The organism is Lentzea sp., from assembly GCF_035525475.1.
In the GTDB taxonomy this organism is placed as follows: domain Bacteria; phylum Actinomycetota; class Actinomycetes; order Mycobacteriales; family Pseudonocardiaceae; genus Lentzea.
The window spans coordinates 1-15,431 of record NZ_DATLEC010000161.1 but is presented as its reverse complement, the minus strand read 5'-3'; the positions used below and the strand labels follow the sequence as shown (position 1 = coordinate 15,431).

At 68.6% G+C, this 15,431-nt stretch carries 16 protein-coding genes; 13 read left to right on the top strand and 3 right to left on the bottom strand.

From position 1 onward, the window contains the following. The 5 genes from VM306_RS26645 to VM306_RS26625 all read left to right on the top strand — a co-directional run. Positions 1–1,191, top strand: a 1,191-nt coding sequence (locus VM306_RS26645; RefSeq protein ID WP_325519871.1) for an adenylosuccinate synthase, incomplete at its 5' end; no start/stop codon positions are given. Positions 1,192–1,259: 68 nt separating this feature from the next. After that, positions 1,260–2,042 (top strand): ABC transporter permease, encoded by a 783-nt coding sequence (locus VM306_RS26640; protein ID WP_414672457.1) that lies wholly within the window; start codon positions 1,260–1,262, stop codon positions 2,040–2,042. Further along, entirely contained in the window at positions 2,027–2,728 is a 702-nt protein-coding gene (locus VM306_RS26635) for an ABC transporter ATP-binding protein (protein WP_325519869.1), read from the top strand. The genes VM306_RS26640 and VM306_RS26635 overlap by 16 nt, the downstream gene beginning before the upstream one ends. After that, the gene (locus tag VM306_RS26630) at positions 2,712–3,695 is read left to right on the top strand and encodes an ABC transporter substrate-binding protein (RefSeq protein ID WP_414672456.1); all 984 of its coding nucleotides are present in this window, start codon (positions 2,712–2,714) and stop codon (positions 3,693–3,695) included. Before VM306_RS26635 ends, VM306_RS26630 begins: the two co-directional genes overlap by 17 nt. After that, a complete protein-coding gene (locus VM306_RS26625; RefSeq protein ID WP_325519867.1) occupies positions 3,692–4,816 on the top strand; it encodes an LLM class flavin-dependent oxidoreductase in 1,125 nt (374 codons plus the stop codon). Before VM306_RS26630 ends, VM306_RS26625 begins: the two co-directional genes overlap by 4 nt. Here the strand turns inward: VM306_RS26625 and VM306_RS26620 are convergent. Both VM306_RS26620 and VM306_RS26615 read right to left on the bottom strand, forming a co-directional pair. Continuing rightward, positions 4,806–5,888 (bottom strand): glycerophosphodiester phosphodiesterase, encoded by a 1,083-nt coding sequence (locus VM306_RS26620; protein WP_325519865.1) that lies wholly within the window; start codon positions 5,886–5,888, stop codon positions 4,806–4,808. The genes VM306_RS26625 and VM306_RS26620 overlap by 11 nt on opposite strands. A gap of 65 nt (positions 5,889–5,953) precedes the next feature. After that, positions 5,954–7,501 (bottom strand): Na+/H+ antiporter, encoded by a 1,548-nt coding sequence (locus VM306_RS26615; RefSeq protein WP_325519863.1) that lies wholly within the window; start codon positions 7,499–7,501, stop codon positions 5,954–5,956. Positions 7,502–7,530: 29 nt separating this feature from the next. Between VM306_RS26615 and VM306_RS26610 the strand changes: the two genes are divergently transcribed. The 5 genes from VM306_RS26610 (at position 7,531) to VM306_RS26590 (ending at position 12,941) form a co-directional block, all read left to right on the top strand. Then, a complete protein-coding gene (locus tag VM306_RS26610; protein WP_325519861.1) occupies positions 7,531–7,791 on the top strand; it encodes a UBP-type zinc finger domain-containing protein in 261 nt (86 codons plus the stop codon). 112 nt (positions 7,792–7,903) lie between these two features. After that, complete coding sequence (locus tag VM306_RS26605; protein ID WP_325519875.1) at positions 7,904–9,796, top strand: TRAP transporter fused permease subunit; 1,893 nt, start codon at positions 7,904–7,906, stop codon at positions 9,794–9,796. Beyond that, positions 9,783–10,763 carry a TAXI family TRAP transporter solute-binding subunit gene (locus VM306_RS26600; RefSeq protein ID WP_325519873.1) on the top strand — a complete coding sequence of 327 codons (981 nt, stop codon included), beginning with the start codon at positions 9,783–9,785 and terminating at the stop codon, positions 10,761–10,763. The genes VM306_RS26605 and VM306_RS26600 overlap by 14 nt, the downstream gene beginning before the upstream one ends. A 16-nt stretch (positions 10,764–10,779) precedes the next feature. After that, on the top strand, positions 10,780–12,036 hold the full coding sequence (gene purD / locus VM306_RS26595; protein WP_325519859.1) for a phosphoribosylamine--glycine ligase: 1,257 nt from the start codon (positions 10,780–10,782) through the stop codon (positions 12,034–12,036). After that, positions 12,033–12,941: an ADP-ribosylglycohydrolase family protein gene (locus tag VM306_RS26590; protein ID WP_325519857.1), complete on the top strand. Its 909-nt coding sequence runs from the start codon at positions 12,033–12,035 to the stop codon at positions 12,939–12,941. The genes purD and VM306_RS26590 overlap by 4 nt, the downstream gene beginning before the upstream one ends. Here the strand turns inward: VM306_RS26590 and VM306_RS26585 are convergent. Beyond that, the gene (locus tag VM306_RS26585; protein ID WP_325519855.1) at positions 12,931–13,779 is read right to left on the bottom strand and encodes an AraC family transcriptional regulator; all 849 of its coding nucleotides are present in this window, start codon (positions 13,777–13,779) and stop codon (positions 12,931–12,933) included. The two genes, VM306_RS26590 and VM306_RS26585, sit on opposite strands and share 11 nt — an antisense overlap. Positions 13,780–13,965: 186 nt before the next feature. Here VM306_RS26585 and VM306_RS26580 point away from each other — a divergent pair, with 186 nt between their 5' ends. The 3 genes from VM306_RS26580 to VM306_RS26570 form a co-directional block, all read left to right on the top strand. After that, positions 13,966–14,421, top strand: a complete 456-nt coding sequence (locus VM306_RS26580; protein ID WP_325519853.1) for a hypothetical protein — start codon at positions 13,966–13,968, stop codon at positions 14,419–14,421. A 5-nt stretch (positions 14,422–14,426) separates the two neighbouring features. Continuing rightward, positions 14,427–15,011 carry a DUF3558 domain-containing protein gene (locus VM306_RS26575; RefSeq protein WP_325519851.1) on the top strand — a complete coding sequence of 195 codons (585 nt, stop codon included), beginning with the start codon at positions 14,427–14,429 and terminating at the stop codon, positions 15,009–15,011. Between the two features lie 9 nt (positions 15,012–15,020). Further along, positions 15,021–15,431, top strand: a 411-nt coding sequence (locus VM306_RS26570) for a hypothetical protein (RefSeq protein ID WP_325519849.1), incomplete at its 3' end; no start/stop codon positions are given.

Here is a 15,431-nt window from a genome sequence, read left to right as displayed (position 1 = left end):
CAGGGCGGCAACAACGCGGGGCACACCGTCGTGCTGCCCGACGGGCAGAAGTTCGCCCTGCACCTCATCCCCTCCGGCATCCTCACCCCGGGTGTGACCAGCGTCATCGGCAACGGTGTCGTCGTGGACCCCGGCGTGCTGCTGGAAGAGCTCGACGGGCTCGACGAGCAGGGCGTGGACACCAGCCGCCTGCTCATCTCGTCCGACGCGCACTTGATCATGCCGTACCACGTGGCGATCGATAAGGTCACCGAGCGGTACCTGGGCAAGGCCAAGATCGGCACCACCGGTCGCGGCATCGGCCCGTGCTACCAGGACAAGATCGCCCGCGTCGGCGTCCGCGCCCAGGACCTGCTCGACGAGAAGATCCTGCGGCAGAAGGTCGAGGCCGCGCTGGACTTCAAGAACCAGGTGCTGGTCAAGGTCTACAACCGCAAGGCGCTCGACCCCGAGCAGGTCGTGGACAGCGTGCTGGAGCACGGCAGCAGGTTCACCAGCCGCATCGCGGACACCCGGCTGCTGCTCAACCAGGCGCTGGAGCGCGGCGAGACGGTGCTGCTGGAGGGCTCCCAGGGCACGCTGCTCGACGTGGACCACGGCACCTACCCGTTCGTCACGTCGTCCAACCCGACCTCCGGCGGCGCCAGCGCGGGCTCGGGCATCGGCCCGACCCGGATCACCACCGTGATCGGCATCCTCAAGGCGTACACCACCCGCGTGGGCTCCGGTCCGTTCCCGACCGAGCTCAACGACGACATGGGCGAGTACCTGCGCAAGCAGGGCGGCGAGTTCGGCGTCACCACGGGCCGTTCGCGGCGCACCGGCTGGTTCGACGCCGTGATCGCCCGCTACGCCTCGCGCGTCAACGGCATCACCGACTACTTCCTCACCAAGCTGGACGTGCTGTCGGGCCTGGAGAAGGTGCCCGTCTGCGTCGCGTACGAAGTGGACGGTCGCCGCGTCGACGAGATGCCGATGACGCAGACCGACGTGCACCACGCCGTGCCGGTCTACGAGGAGCTGCCGGGCTGGTTCGAGGACATCTCGCACTGCCGCACGTTCGACGAGCTGCCGGCGAACGCCAAGGCGTACGTCGAGCACCTGGAGAGCATCATCGGCGCCCGCGTGTCGGCGATCGGCGTCGGCCCCGGCCGCGACCAGACGATCGTCCGCCACGACGTTCTCGGCTGACACCGACTATCTCGAAGTACGACGCGTTTTCACGATTTGGGCGTCGTTGACGAAGGGCCACGGCTCGCCTGTACTTCAGCGCCGTGGCCCTTTCGCTTGTTCGCACACCCGCGCTGCCGGTCCGGTGGATCAGCCCGGTGGCGCTGGTTCTGCTGTGGCAACTGGCCAGCTCAACGGGTGTGCTGCCGCCGGAGAAGCTGGCCTCTCCGCTGACCGTGGCGCAGTCCGCCGGTGAGCTCATCGCCGACGGACAATTGGTCGACGCATTTCTCGTGTCACTCGGCCGCGTTTTCTTCGGATTTCTCGTCGGCGGCCTGGTCGGCGTCGCCCTGGGTCTCGTTTCCGGCCTTTCCCGGTGGGGCCAGACGTTGCTGGACCCGCCCGTCCAGATGCTGCGGACGTTGCCGCACCTCGGGCTGATCCCGCTCTTCATCCTGTGGTTCGGCATCGGCGAGGAACCGAAGCTCGCGCTGGTCGCGGCCGGTGTGGCGTTCCCGCTCTACCTCAACCTGCACTCCGGCATCCGGCAGACCGACCCCGGTCTCGTCGAGGCCGCCCGCGTCCTGGGCTACAGCCGCGTCGAACGGGTCGTGCACGTCGTGCTGCCCTCCGCCGTGCCGCAGACCCTGGTGGGGCTGCGGATCGCGCTCGGCAGCGCGTGGCTGTCCCTGATCGTCGGCGAGCAGGTCAACGCCGACTCCGGACTCGGGTTCCTGATCAACAACGCCCGTGAGTTCCTCCGCACCGACGTCGTGGTCGTCGGCCTCGTGGTCTACGCGCTGCTGGGCCTGTCCACCGACGCGCTGGTGCGCCTGCTGGAGAGGAGAGTGCTGCGATGGCGAGCCCGGTGACCGTTCGCGGACTGCGCAAGGCCTTCGGCGCACGGACCGTCCTGGACGACGTCGACCTGGAGATCGCGCCGGGCGAGTTCGTGGCGCTGCTCGGACGCAGCGGCTGCGGCAAGTCGACGCTGCTGCGCGTCCTCGCGGGCCTGGACCGGGAGATCACCGGTGAGGCGCGGGTCGACGGCACGGTGTCGATCGCGTTCCAGCAGCCGCGGTTGCTGCCGTGGCGCAAGGTCTGGCGCAACATCTCGCTCGGCCTGCACAAGCCCGACGGCCGCGCGGTCGCCCTGAAGGCGCTGGAAGAGGTGCGGCTGGCCGATCACGCCGACGCGTGGCCGCTGACGCTGTCCGGCGGTGAGGCGCAACGGGTCTCGCTCGCGCGGGCGTTGGTCCGCGAGCCGGACGTGCTGCTGCTCGACGAGCCGTTCGGCGCGCTCGACGCGTTGACCCGGCTGGCCATGCACCACCTGGTGGAAGACCTGTGGGCCCGGCACCGGCCCGCGGTGCTGCTCGTGACGCACGACGTCGACGAGGCGTTGCTGCTGGCCGACCGGATCCTCGTGCTCGACGAGGGCCGGATCGTCGCCACGCACCACGTCGACCTGCCCCGCCCGCGCCGCCGGGCCTCCGTCGTGGAGCAACGCACCCGCGTGCTCGCTGACCTGGGAGTGGACGTTGACACAGCCGCTTGACCGAAAGCCGGCCCATCGAAAGCTGCTCGGCCTGCTCGCCGCGATCATCTTCACCACCGGGTGCTCGGCCACCGCGCAGGACACCCCCGCCGGCGACGTCGTGCTCAAGGTCGGCGACCAGAAGGGCGGCGCGAAGGCGGTGCTCACCGCCGCCGGTCTGCTCGACGACTTCCCGTACGAGATCGAGTGGTCGACGTTCACCTCCGGCCCGCCGCTGCTGGAGGCCGCGTCCGCCGGAGCCATCGACATCGGCGGTGTGGGCAACACCCCGCCGATCTTCGCCGCCGCCGCGAACGCCAGGATCGCCGCCGTCGGCGCGTCGAAGGGGCAGGTCGAGGCCGACGCGATCCTGGTGCCGGACAGCTCGCCGCTGCGCACCGTCAGCGACCTGAAGGGCAAGAACATCGCGGTCGCCAAGGGCAGCTCCGCCCACGGCCAGGTGCTGCTCACGTTGCGCGCCAACGGGTTGACGACCAAGGACGTGACGCTGAACTTCCTGCAGCCGTCGGACGCGTACGGGGCCTTCACCCAGGGCAAGGTCGACGCCTGGGCCGTCTGGGACCCCTACACCGCGCAGGCGCAGCAGGAGGCCAAGGCGCGGGTGCTGACCACCGGTGAGGGCAGGGCGAACGGGTACGGCTTCCAGGTCGCGGGCCGCAAGGCGTTGGACGACAAGGGGAAGACCCCGGCGCTCAAGGAGTACCTGATCCGCTACTACAAGGCCCAGAAGTGGGCCGACACGCACCGCGAGGAGTGGGCGAAGGCGTGGTCGGCGGAGACCGGGCTCAAGTACGAGGTCGCGTTCGCCGCGGTGAACCGCAACGGCGACCTGCCGGTGAAGCTCGACGACACCCTGATCAAGTCGCAGCAGGAGCTCGCGGACGCGTTCACCGAGGAGAAGACGCTGCCGGGCAAGGTCGATTTCGCGAAGTTCGTCGACACGAGGTTCCAGGGAGATCTGGCATGAGCATCACGCTGCACTGGTTCCTGCCGACGTCCGGCGACGGGCGCACGGTCGTGGAGCACTTCCACGCCAACCGGGCACCTGCCGCGGGCGCACGCCGCGAGCCGGACATCGACTACCTGGCGCAGATCGCGCGCACGGCCGAACAGGTCGGGTTCACCGGCGTGCTGACGCCGACCGGGACGTGGTGCGAGGACGCGTGGCTGACCACGGCCGCGTTGATCGCGCAGACCAAGACGCTGAAGTTCCTCGTGGCGTTCCGGCCGGGTGTGCTGTCGCCGACGCTCGCGGCGCAGATGGCCTCGACGTACCAGCGGATCTCACGCGGCCGGTTGCTGCTGAACGTCGTGACCGGCGGCGATTCCGTTGAGCAGCAACGGTTCGGCGACTGGCTCGACCACGACCAGCGCTACTCGCGCACCGACGAGTTCCTGCGGATCGTGCGCGGCATCTGGACCGGCGAGCCGTACACGTTCCAGGGGCAGCACTACCAGGTGCGGGACGCGACGGTGCTGGCTGCGCCGGACCCGGTGCCGCCGATCTACTTCGGCGGTTCGTCGGACGCCGCTCTGCCGGTGGCCGCTGCCAGGGCCGACGTCTACCTGACCTGGGGTGAGCCGCCCGCCGACGTGGCGGCGAAGATCGCGCGGGTGCGGGCGTTGACGGACCGGCCGATCCGGTTCGGCATCCGGCTGCACACGATCAGCCGGGACACGTCGGCGGAGGCGTGGGAAGCGGCCGCGAAGCTGCTCGACGCGCTGGACCCGGAGGCGGTGGCGAAGGCGCAGGCCCAGCTGGGTGCTTCGGAATCCGTTGGGCAGCAACGGATGGTGGCACTGCACGGCGGTGACCTGAGCCGTGGCGTGCGCGGTCTGGAGATCTACCCGAACCTGTGGGCCGGTGTCGGACTCGTCCGCGGCGGCGCGGGAACGGCGTTGGTGGGCTCGCACTCCGAGGTCGCGGACCTCATCGAGGAGTACCACTCCATCGGCATCGAGGAGTTCGTCCTCTCCGGCTACCCGCACCTGGAGGAGGCCTACTGGTTCGGCGAGGGCGTGCGGCCCCTGCTCGAGCAGCGAGGGCTGCTCGACGGGGACCGCACCCTCTCGCTCGCTAGCGCTTGACCTTGGCCTCGACGGCCGTGTCGGGGTTGTCCGCGAACACGCCGTCGAGTCCCTGCCTGAAGAACAGGTCGTACTCCTCGAAGGCCCGGCCGTACGCGGCCGGGTCTGCGGAGGACTGGAAGTCCTTGGGCAGGAACGCGTTCTCGTTGCGGAAAGTCCAGGAGTGCACGATCAGGCCGAGCTTGTGCGCGTCCTTGACCACGGTCGTCGGAGTCTTGAGGAACCCGTTGGCGTCACGCGGGATGATGATGTCCTTGGTGAGGCCGACACCGTCCGCGTACGAGCGGACCTCGCGCAGACCGGCCGGGGTGACCAGGTCGGCGTAGGTGCGCTTGTCACCGGCCACGACGAAGTCGTACGGCGCGCCCGATCCGTTGACGAGCTGCACGATCGGCACGCGCAGCGACCTGTTCAGCTGCTTGAGGTTCGCGACCTCGAACGACTGCACGTAGACCTTGGCGCTGCTCCGGTTGAGACCGTTGCGGTTGAGCACGTCGACGAGCTTCGGCTCCAGCGCGAGACCGATCGACTGGAAGTACGTCGGGTGCTTGGTCTCCGGGTAGATGCCGATCTCGCGATGCAGCTCGCGGGACAGGCGCTTCGAGAGGTCGATGACCTCCTGCAGCGTCGGGATCTCGAACCGGCCGTCGTAGAGGGTGTTGCGCGGGCGGATCGCCGGGATGCGTTCCTCGGCGCGCAACGTCTTCAGCTCGGCGAGCGTGAAGTCCTCGGTGAACCAGCCGGTGATGGCGGCACCGTCGATGGTCTTGGTCTTCTTGCGGCCGGCGAACTCCGCCTTCGTGTCGACGTCCGTCGTGCCGCCGATCTCGTTCTCGTGCCGGGCGACCAGCTTGCCGTCCTTCGTCGGCACCAGGTCCGGTTCGATGAAGTCGGCACCCATGCGCGCCGCGAGCTCGTACGACGCGAGCGTGTGCTCGGGCCGGTACGCCGACGCGCCGCGGTGCCCGATGACGATCGGGCCCTTGTCGTCGTGTGCCGAGGCGGAGGGCAGGGTTGCCACGACCGCACCCGCGAACACGAGCACTACTGCGGCGAGACCTCTCCGATGCATCGTTCGACCTCCCGTTTGTGTTGGAAGCGCACCCAAGCATCGCAACACGAAATGCAGGTGAACGGTTACTCACGAGACAGGGCGGCTTCTTCCAGGTCGAGCTCGCGCAGGACCCGGAACAGCACCTCGTCGTCGATCTCGCCCTTGTCCCGTGCCCTGATGAACTCGTCACGTTCCGCGCCCAGCATCACCCGGCGCAGCCTCCGGTACGCGGCCGCCGGGCTCTCCTCCTCCTGGCGCCCGAGCCGTTCCCACGCGGCGTTGCCCCGGTGCTCGGCGAGCGAGCGCAGCTGGTCGCGCACGTGCTCGGGGACGTCGTCGACCTCCTCGTCCAGCCTGGTCACCGCCGCCTGCGCGGCCCTGTGCTGCACCTGGGCCTCCGCCAGCGCGTCCTGCCGCGCGTCATCGCCCGCGTAGCCGATCTTGCCGATGAGCCACGGCAGCGTGGTGCCCTGCACCAGCAACGTCGCGATCGTGACCACGAAGGCGCAGAACACGATGACGTCCCGGCCGGGGACCTCCGGCGGGATCGCGGCCGCCGCGGCCAGCGTCACCACGCCGCGCATGCCGGCCCACGCGATCACCGTCACCTGGCCGAGATGGGGCGGGCGTTCGCGCTCCCGCAGGCGTTTCGACAGGTACCTCGGGATGTAGGTGGCCGGGTACATCCACACGAACCTGGCGAGGATCGTCGCGAGCAGCACGGCCCCGGCCCCGAGCAGCAGGGCGGCGTTCAGGTCGACGTCGGAGATGATCGCGGAGACCTGCAGCCCGATGAGAGCGAAGACGAACGCCTCCAGCAGCGCGTCCAGCGCTCGCCACACCGCCGCGTCCTGCAACCGCGTCGAGTACTTGCCGCGCGGCGAGTGGTGGCCGACGTACAGGCCGGCGACGACGACCGCGAGGACACCGGACACGTGCGCGACCTCTTCGGCGATCAGGTAGGCGCCGAACGGCACCAGCAGCCCCAGTGCGCTCTCCAGCACGCCCTCGCAGAGCCGCCTGCGCAGGAACCGGACCACCACGCCCACGACCAGGCCGACCGCGATGCCGCCCGCCGTGACCAGCAGGAACAGTCCCACGCCCTCGGCCGGGTGCATGGCGGTGCCCGCGGCGGCCGCCACCGCGACCTTGAACGCGGTGAGCGCCGTGGCGTCGTTGATCAAACTCTCGCCGACCAGCAACGTCATCGCCCGCCGTTGCAGGCCGAGCTTGCGGCCGATCGCCACCGCGGCCACGGCGTCCGGCGGGGCGACCACCGCGCCCAGGACCAGTGCCGCGGCGAACGGCAGGTCGGGGAAGACGAGCTTGGCCGTGACGCCGACGACGAGCGTCGTGAACAGCACCAGCCCGACCGCGAGCAGCCCGATCGGCCGCAGGTTCGCCCGGATGTTGAGGTAGGAGCTGTCGAGGGCGGCGCTGTAGAGCAGCGGCGGCAGCACCACCAGCAGGATCAGGTGGGGATCGAGCTCGAACTCCGGCACGCCCGGTATGAACGAGACCACGAGCCCGACGGCCACGAGCACCAGCGGCGCCGGCCAGTTGAGCCGGCGGGCGAGCGCCGTGACGACGAGCGCACCGAGCAACAGCAGCAGAAGTTCAGGCCCGACCATGCCGCTTATTTTGCGTAATGATGGAAGTCATGACCTGTTCGCACGTCGAAGCGCTGCCGTCCTCGGTGGCGCCGGAGTCGACCGAGGGGTGCGTCGACTGCCTCGCCGAGGGCTCGCGCATCTGGGCTCACCTGCGGATGTGCCTGTCCTGCGGGCACGTGGCGTGCTGCGACTCGAGCCCCCGCAAGCACGCGACCAAGCACTTCGGCGCGTCCCGGCATCCGGTCATGCGCTCGGTCGAGCCGGGCGAGGACTGGCGCTGGTGCTATGTGGACAGTGCGATCGTCTGAGTCTTTGCAGTTCCTTTGGATTGATCGTCTGCCGCTGTGATCGCGACCACAGTACGGTTCGGGCGTGGCCAACCCGGACCCCGCCCGCATCGTCGCGGAGCACGACGAGGAGATGCCGTCGCGTTCGCTCTCACCCCGGTGGGAGCGTGCGTTGTGGATCGCCGGTCTGCTGATCGCGCTCCTCGTGCTGAAGCAGGTGTTCTTCCCGTTCGCCAAGGGGAGCCAGTACTACCTGATCATCTTCCTGGCGGTGACGCTGCCGCTCGTGTTCCTGTCCTACGGCCGGGGGCACGAGCCGCCCTGGTGGGACTGGGTGCTGGCGTTCGCCGCGTTCGTCGTCTGCGCGTACCCGCTGTTCGGGGGCTATGACGAGTTCCTGAACCGGCAGGGGCAGCTGACGTCGCTGGACGTGGCGGCGGGCGCGGTGCTGCTCGTGCTGGTCCTGGAGGCGTGCCGGCGCACGACGGGCTGGGTGCTGCCGGTGGTGTGCCTGGCGTTCATCGCCTACGCCTACTACGGCGGGTTCCTGCCGACGTCGTGGCCGATCGCGCACTCCGGCGTCGACTTCTCGCAGATCATCAACGGGTTCTTCAACGACTCCAGCGGGTTCTACGGCATCCCCTTGGACGTCGCCGCGACCTACATCGTGCTGTTCACGATCTACGGCGCGGTGCTGAACGCCTCGGGCGCGGGCAAGTTCTTCGTCGACGTCAGCTTCGCCGCGTTCCGCAAGTCGCGGACGGCGCCGGGGCGCACGGCGGCGACCGCGGGCTTCCTGCTCGGCACCGTGTCCGGTTCCGGCACCGCGACGACCGTGTCGCTGGGCGCCGTGACGTGGCCGATGCTGCAGAAGGCCGGATACCCCAAGGAGAACGCGGGCGGGCTGCTCGCGGCGTCCGGCATCGGCGCGATCCTGTCGCCGCCCACGCTCGGCGCGGCGGCGTTCATCATCGCCGAGTACCTGAAGGTCTCGTACCTGTCGGTGCTGGTCTGGGCGGTCATCCCGACGCTGCTCTACTACCTGGGCATCGCCCTGGCGGTGGAGGCCGACGCGCGGCGGTTCGGGGCCAAGCCGGTCGACGTGGACGCGCCGCGGTTCCTCGACGTCCTCAAGCTCGGCTGGTACCACTTCCTGTCGCTCGGGATCATCATCGTCTTCCTGGCGCTGGACATCCCGGTCTACAAGGCCGTGGTCTACGCGACCGGCGTGGCCGCGCTGTTCGCGTTGATCAACCACCGGCGCGACTGGTTCCGGCTGATCGCGGACGCGTTGTCGACCGGTGTGCGCTCGGCGTTCCCGGTGATCGCGGTGTGTGCGGCGGCCGGTGTCGTGACGTCGACGATCACCAAGACGGGGCTGGGGCAAGCGCTTGCGGGGTCGTTGGTGGACCTGGCGTCGGCGCTGGCGTCCTCGGAGACCGCGGTCCTGATGCTGACGGCGGTGTTCGCGGCCGTCGCGGTGTCGGTGCTGGGTCTGGCCGTGCCGGTGACGGCGTCGTTCATCATCTCGTGGGTCGTGATCGGGCCGGCGTTGATCACGCTGGGCGTCGAGCCGGCCGAGACCGCGATGTTCATCTTCTACTACGCGGTGCTGTCCGAGGTGACGCCGCCGACCGCGCTTGCTGCCGTTGCCGCCGCGGCGCTGACCGGCGGCGACGTGATGAAGACGATGTGGCAGACGTGGAAGTACACGCTGCCGGCGTTCCTCGTGCCGCTGGCGTTCGTGCTGACCGACTCCGGTTCCGCGCTGCTGTTGCGCGGGCCGTGGCTGGACTCGGTGTGGACGTTCGGGGCGTCCGCACTGGGGGTCGCCGCCCTCGCCGTGCTGACGGGCGGCTGGTTGTTCGGTCCCGCGCGCTGGCCGGAACGCGTGTTGTGCGTGCCGGCGGCGTTGTTCCTGCTCTACCTGCAGCCGTTGACGATCGCCATCGGGGCCGGGTTCCTCGTGGTGGCCGTGGCGGTCCACCTGGTCACCCGTGGGAGGGTTCGTGATGCAGCCGCGTAAGTACGCGATCGGTGCGATCGCATTGGCGCTCGTGGTTTCCGGATGTGGCGGCAAACGCACGCCCACGACCCCGGACGCGGGCGGTTCCCAGGCGTCCTGCGAGGCCTCGGACGGCCGGATCACGATCGCGACCGGCAACTCCGGTGGCGTGTACTTCGTGGTCGGCGGTGGTCTGGCGAAGCTGATCAGCGACAACACGAAGCTGAAGGCGTCGTCGGCCGAGACGGGCGCGTCCGTGCAGAACATCCAGCAGCTCGTCGGCGGCACGTACGACATCGCGTTCTCGCTGGCCGACACCGCCGCCGACGCCGTGAACGGCACCGGCGCGTTCAACGGCAAGAAGGAGAAGGTCGCCGCGCTGACGCGGATCTACTCGAACTACACGCAGGTGCTGGTCAGGGCGGACTCCGGGATCAACTCCGTGGCGGACATGAAGGGCAAGCGGATCTCGACCGGGTCGCCGAAGTCCGGCACCGAGGTCATCGCGGGCCGCCTGCTGAAGTCGGCGGGTCTCGACATCGACTCCGATGTCCAGGCCCAGCGGCTGGACCTGACCAAGACGGCGGACGGGATGAAGGACGGCAGCATCGACGGCCTGATCTGGTCGGGCGGGCTGCCGACGCCGCAGATCACGGACATCACCACCTCGTTGAAGGACCGGGTGAAGTTCGTCGACATCACCCCGCTGCTGCCGGAGATGAAGAAGATCAGCCCGGTGTACGACACGGCGCCGATCCCGGCCGCCACCTACGGCGTCGCCGAGGTTTCCACGATCGTGGTGCCGAACCTGCTGCTCGTGCGCGAGGACTTCGCGGCCAACAACGCCTGCGCGGTGACCAAGCTGATCTTCGACAAGAAGGCCGACCTGGAGAAGGTTCACCCTGCCGTGAAGGACATCGCCAGGGACAAGGCCTCGGCCACCGACCCGGTCCCGCTGCACCCAGGGGCGAAGCAGGCACTCGGCTGAACTACGCTCAGGAATCGTGCGCGTCCTGGTCATCGGGTCTGGAGCCCGTGAGCATGCCCTTGTCCTCGCGTTGTCACGCGACCCGCAGCTGACTGCTTTGGCGTGCGCGCCGGGCAACGCGGGAATCGCGGGACACGCCGAGATCTACGGCGTCGACGTCGCGGATGCCTCGGCGGTCGCCACCCTCGCGAAGGAGTGGAAGGCCGACCTCGTCGTCATCGGCCCCGAACAACCGCTGGTCGTCGGGGCCGCCGACGCGGTCCGCGAGCTCGGCATCCCGTGCTTCGGCCCCTCTCGTGCGGCTGCCTGCATCGAGGGCTCGAAGGCGTTCGCGAAGGACGTCATGAACGCCGCCGGGGTGCCGACCGCGCACAGCGAGGTCGTGGACAACCCGGCCCGTCTGGACGCGGCCCTGGCCCGTTTCGGCCCGACGTGGGTCGTGAAGGACGACGGCCTGGCCGCCGGCAAGGGCGTCGTGGTGACCGCGGACCTGGCCGCGGCCCGCGCGCACGCGATGACGTTGCTCGACGGCGGCCACCCGGTGCTGCTGGAGTCGTTCCTGGACGGTCCCGAGGTGTCGCTGTTCTGCGTCACCGACGGCGTGTCCGTGGTGCCGCTGATCCCCGCGCAGGACTTCAAGCGCGTGGCCGACGGCGACGCCGGCCCGAACACCGGCGGCATGGGTGCGTACGCGCCGCTGCCGTGGGCGCCCGACGGGCTTGTGGACGAGATCGTCTCGCGCTGCGTGCAGCCGGTCGTCGACGAGCTGCGCGCTCGTGACACGCCGTTCGTCGGACTCCTGTACGCCGGTCTGGCTCTGACCTCCTCCGGTGTGCAGGTGATCGAGTTCAACTGCCGCTTCGGCGACCCGGAGACGCAGTCGGTGCTGGCTCTGCTGAAGTCGCCGATCTCCTCCCTGTTCCTGGCGGCCGCGTCCGGTTCGCTGGCCTCGCTTCCCGCCCTGGAGTGGGAGAACGGCTACGCCGTGACCGTCGTGGTCGCCGCCGAGGGCTACCCGAACCGCCCGCGCACCGGTGACGTGATCACCGGCTCCGAGGCCGAGGGCGTGCTGCACGCCGGCACGCGCCGCCGTGAGGACGGAGCGGTCGTGTCGACCGGCGGACGCGTGTTGTCGGTCGTGGGCACCGGCAAGTCGCTGTCGAAGGCCCGCGACCGCGCCTACAAGCGCATCGAGGACATCCACCTGACCGGCTCGCACCACCGTTCGGACATCGCCCTGAAGGCGGTCGAAGGCAAGATCACGGTGACGTGAACCTGCTCGGATGCCTGCTGGGAGGGGCCGTAGGCGACGCCCTGGGCGCGCCGATCGAGTTCTCGTCGATCGACGTGATCAGGCGCCTCCACGGCCCCGACGGCGTGGTGGACCTGCCTCTTCTGGAGATCACCGACGACACCCAGATGGTGCTGTTCACACTCGAAGGTCTTCTGCTGGCACGCCAGCACGGCGTGGACCCGCGGCTGACCGTGCGGGCCGCCTACGCGCGCTGGCTGCACACGCAGGGCGGCCCGCCCGTTGCCGATGACGGCTGGCTGATGTCGGACCAGCGCCTGCACTCACGGCGCGCCCCGGGCCACACGTGCATCACCGCGTTGAAGCACAACGAGAAGAACAACTCGAAGGGCTGCGGCGGCGTGATGCGCGCCGCCCCCGTGGCGGTGTGGTCCAGTGACGTCCGCGAGGTCTTCGAGCTGGCCGTCGACACGGCCCGCATGACCCACCACCACCCGAGCGGCTACCTGTCAGCCGGTGTCCTGGCGGTGATCGTCCGCGCACTGCTCGACGGCGCGGATCTTCCTTCAGCCGTGGCGACGTCCCGTGCCGAACTGGTTCGCTGGGACGGCCACGAGGAGCAGACCACCTTGCTGGACAAGGTGATGCGCCTCGGCCAGCTGACCCCCGAGGAGATCGAGTCCGAACTCGGCGGCGGCTGGGTGGGCGAGGAAGCCCTGGCCATCGGCCTGCACGCCGCCCTGGTGGGCACGGACTTCCCGTCGGCCGTGCGTTACGCGGTGAACCACTCGGGCGACAGCGACTCGACGGGGTCGATCTGCGGCAACATCCTCGGCGCCCGCGACGGCGTTGCCGTGATCCCCCCTCAGTGGCTTTCCGTGCTGGAACTGCGAGACGTCACCGAACGCCTCGCCCTCAGCTGGTGACCGGAATCCACAGCTCCGCCGTGGCCGTGTCGCCGTCGATCTCCGTGCGCAACATCGACGGCCCCTCGACGCTCTGGTAGCTGGTGGACGGGAACCACTGCGTGTAGACGTCCCGCCACATGTACTGAATCGTCTCGGGATAAGGCCCCTCGGTCCGGAACACCGCCCACGTGTTCTTGGGCACCGTCATGACCTCCATGTCACTCGGCGCGTCTCGGCTCGTCACCACCCCCTGGAAGTAATCGAGGTGATCACCCTCCTCGACCCCTTCCTGGTTGAACGTCAGCGCCAGCAACCCTCCCGGCTCCCCGTCGCTGAGCTCCTTCATCCGTTCCAACGTCGGCATGCCGATGCCCTTGACGAACTCGACGATCGCGGGGTTCTGCCCCAGGTGCACCAACGGCACCCGAGTCCCCCGTCCGACAACCCGGAACTCGTCCTTCTCCACGATCCGGTACTCCATGCTCGCACTCCCTTCGACAACCAGCCTGAACGTGAGAATCTGCTGTGACTGCAACGGTTTCTCGCTTGTACGCGCTTCCTGCGGACCGATGTTGTGCATGGCCCTGAAAGCCCGCGCGAAGGCCTCGTTGGACCCGTAACCCCACCGCGTGGCGATGTCGAGCAACGAGTCCTGTCCACTGAGGACCTCACTCGCAGCCCTGGTGAGCCGCCGCCTGCGGATGTACTCGCTGAGCGGAATGCCCGCCAACGCGCTGAACATCCGCCGCAGGTGGTACTCACTGGTGCCCGCGATCCGGGCGAGCAGCCTGACGTCGACCTCACCGTCGAGGTCCTGCTCGATGCGGGCCATGGCCTCGTTGAGTCGTTCCAGCACGTGCTCAAAGCTAGGGGGCCAGGTGCGCTCGTACCCGACTTCCTGTGCCCGGTTCGATCGGGTACCGAGGGTGACGTGGAACCGACGAGGGGTGGAGTTCGTCCAACCACAGGTCCGTATTACGCGGGCGTTGGTAACCTGCGAAGTGGGACCGAACCGTTACCGACCGTACGGGGGTAGGACGTCGTGACACAGGAGAACGCGGGGGCGGATGCCGTTCTCGGTGCCGCTGCGGGACTGGCTGGCGGCGCGGTGGCCGGTGCGATCGGCGCCTTCAAGGCCGCATCGGCGGTGATGGACAGGCTGTCGGCTGGCCCGTCGACGCAGCAGTTCCACGTCGACAAGGACACCGTCCTGCAGGCGGGCCGGATCGTCGAGCAACAATTCGACCAGCTGGAGGCGGCGTACAAGCGCAATGTCCCCAAGCTGCGGATTCCTGCCACCGGGGACAAGGTGACCGAGGACGTCGTCAACGCTTGGAACGACCGCCTTGTTTTTCACGAAGACTCCTATGCCAACAGGATCTCCCTCTACATGGAAAAGCTGCGGAACCTCTCTGACCAGTTGAAGTCGTCGGCCGAGCAGTACGGCTTCACCGAAGACGAGATCACCGCAGTGTTCAGCAATACGAAGAAGTCATGATGCACGTGTCGAAGCTCGCCGGTTTGATCCTGGTCGCCGCAGCTCTGTCGGCGTGCACGACCAGTGGTGAAAAGGGAAATCCGGCTCCCGCGCCGCCAGCGACCAGTTCCTCCGACAGCGACTCCGGTACCAAGTTGCCGGCTCGTCCGCAGGCTCTCAAGCTGGATTCAGTGGACACCTGCAAGCTCCTCACAGCGGATCAGATGAAGCAGGTCAACGCCGTTTCCGCCGATCCTGTGCAGTTGGACCTGGTGGAGGGCAAGGAGTCGCCGAGCTGCGATTACGGCAGTGATGGCGGCTTCGGCTATCAGGTCGGTGCGGTGACCCACAACGGTGTTTCCTATTGGCTGCAAGGTGGCGGCAACGTTGATGCGAAAGTGATCAAGGTTGGCGACTACGGTGCGGTGCAGGTCCAGCTCAAGGGTGGATCCGGGTTCGACTGCTCGGTGGCGATCGACGTCGCAGACGGGCAGCAGCTGATGGTCAGCTACATCCCGACCACCACCAAGGAGAAGGATCAAGCCGCACTGTGCGGGAAGGCCGAAAAGGCCGCGGGTCTCGCGCTCGCAACGCTCAAGACGGTGAAGTGAGGGGGAGCCATGTCGGGTTATCGGCAGCTCAACGACTGGAACTTTGACGGTTGGTCCAACCAAGATCTCGCCAACGAGGTCCAGAAGCTCTCCAGCAGCACGATCGTGACGCGGTTCAGTGAGGCATCCGCGGCGCTGCGCGAGTTGGCGGGCACGCTCGAGTCAATCGACAACACAATCCGCGGTCAGCTCCTCAAGGATCTCGAGATCAACTGGGGCGGTGCGGTCGGCGAGAAGAGCCACTCCGAAACGACCGTCGTCGGCAAGAACGCCGAAGACGGCAGCCAGGCGTCGCAGGCCAACTCACCAGCCATGACGCAGCAGGGCGAGAGCACGAGCACCGCCCGCTACAGCACGCCGCCCAGCCAGGACCTGCGCGGTGACACCGAGAAGAACCTCGGTGACAAGGTCGCGGGCTTC

What these genes read in the sequence shown, in the direction of transcription:
- VM306_RS26635 (WP_325519869.1), top strand. Translation starts at nt 2,027, where the DNA reads ATGGCGAGCCCGGTGACCGTTCGCGGACTGCGCAAGGCCTTCGGCGCA.
- VM306_RS26625 (WP_325519867.1), top strand. Translation starts at nt 3,692, where the DNA reads ATGAGCATCACGCTGCACTGGTTCCTGCCGACGTCCGGCGACGGGCGC.
- VM306_RS26620 (WP_325519865.1), bottom strand. Translation starts at nt 5,888, where the DNA reads ATGCATCGGAGAGGTCTCGCCGCAGTAGTGCTCGTGTTCGCGGGTGCG.
- VM306_RS26615 (WP_325519863.1), bottom strand. Translation starts at nt 7,501, where the DNA reads ATGGTCGGGCCTGAACTTCTGCTGCTGTTGCTCGGTGCGCTCGTCGTC.
- VM306_RS26610 (WP_325519861.1), top strand. Translation starts at nt 7,531, where the DNA reads ATGACCTGTTCGCACGTCGAAGCGCTGCCGTCCTCGGTGGCGCCGGAG.
- VM306_RS26605 (WP_325519875.1), top strand. Translation starts at nt 7,904, where the DNA reads ATGCCGTCGCGTTCGCTCTCACCCCGGTGGGAGCGTGCGTTGTGGATC.
- VM306_RS26600 (WP_325519873.1), top strand. Translation starts at nt 9,783, where the DNA reads ATGCAGCCGCGTAAGTACGCGATCGGTGCGATCGCATTGGCGCTCGTG.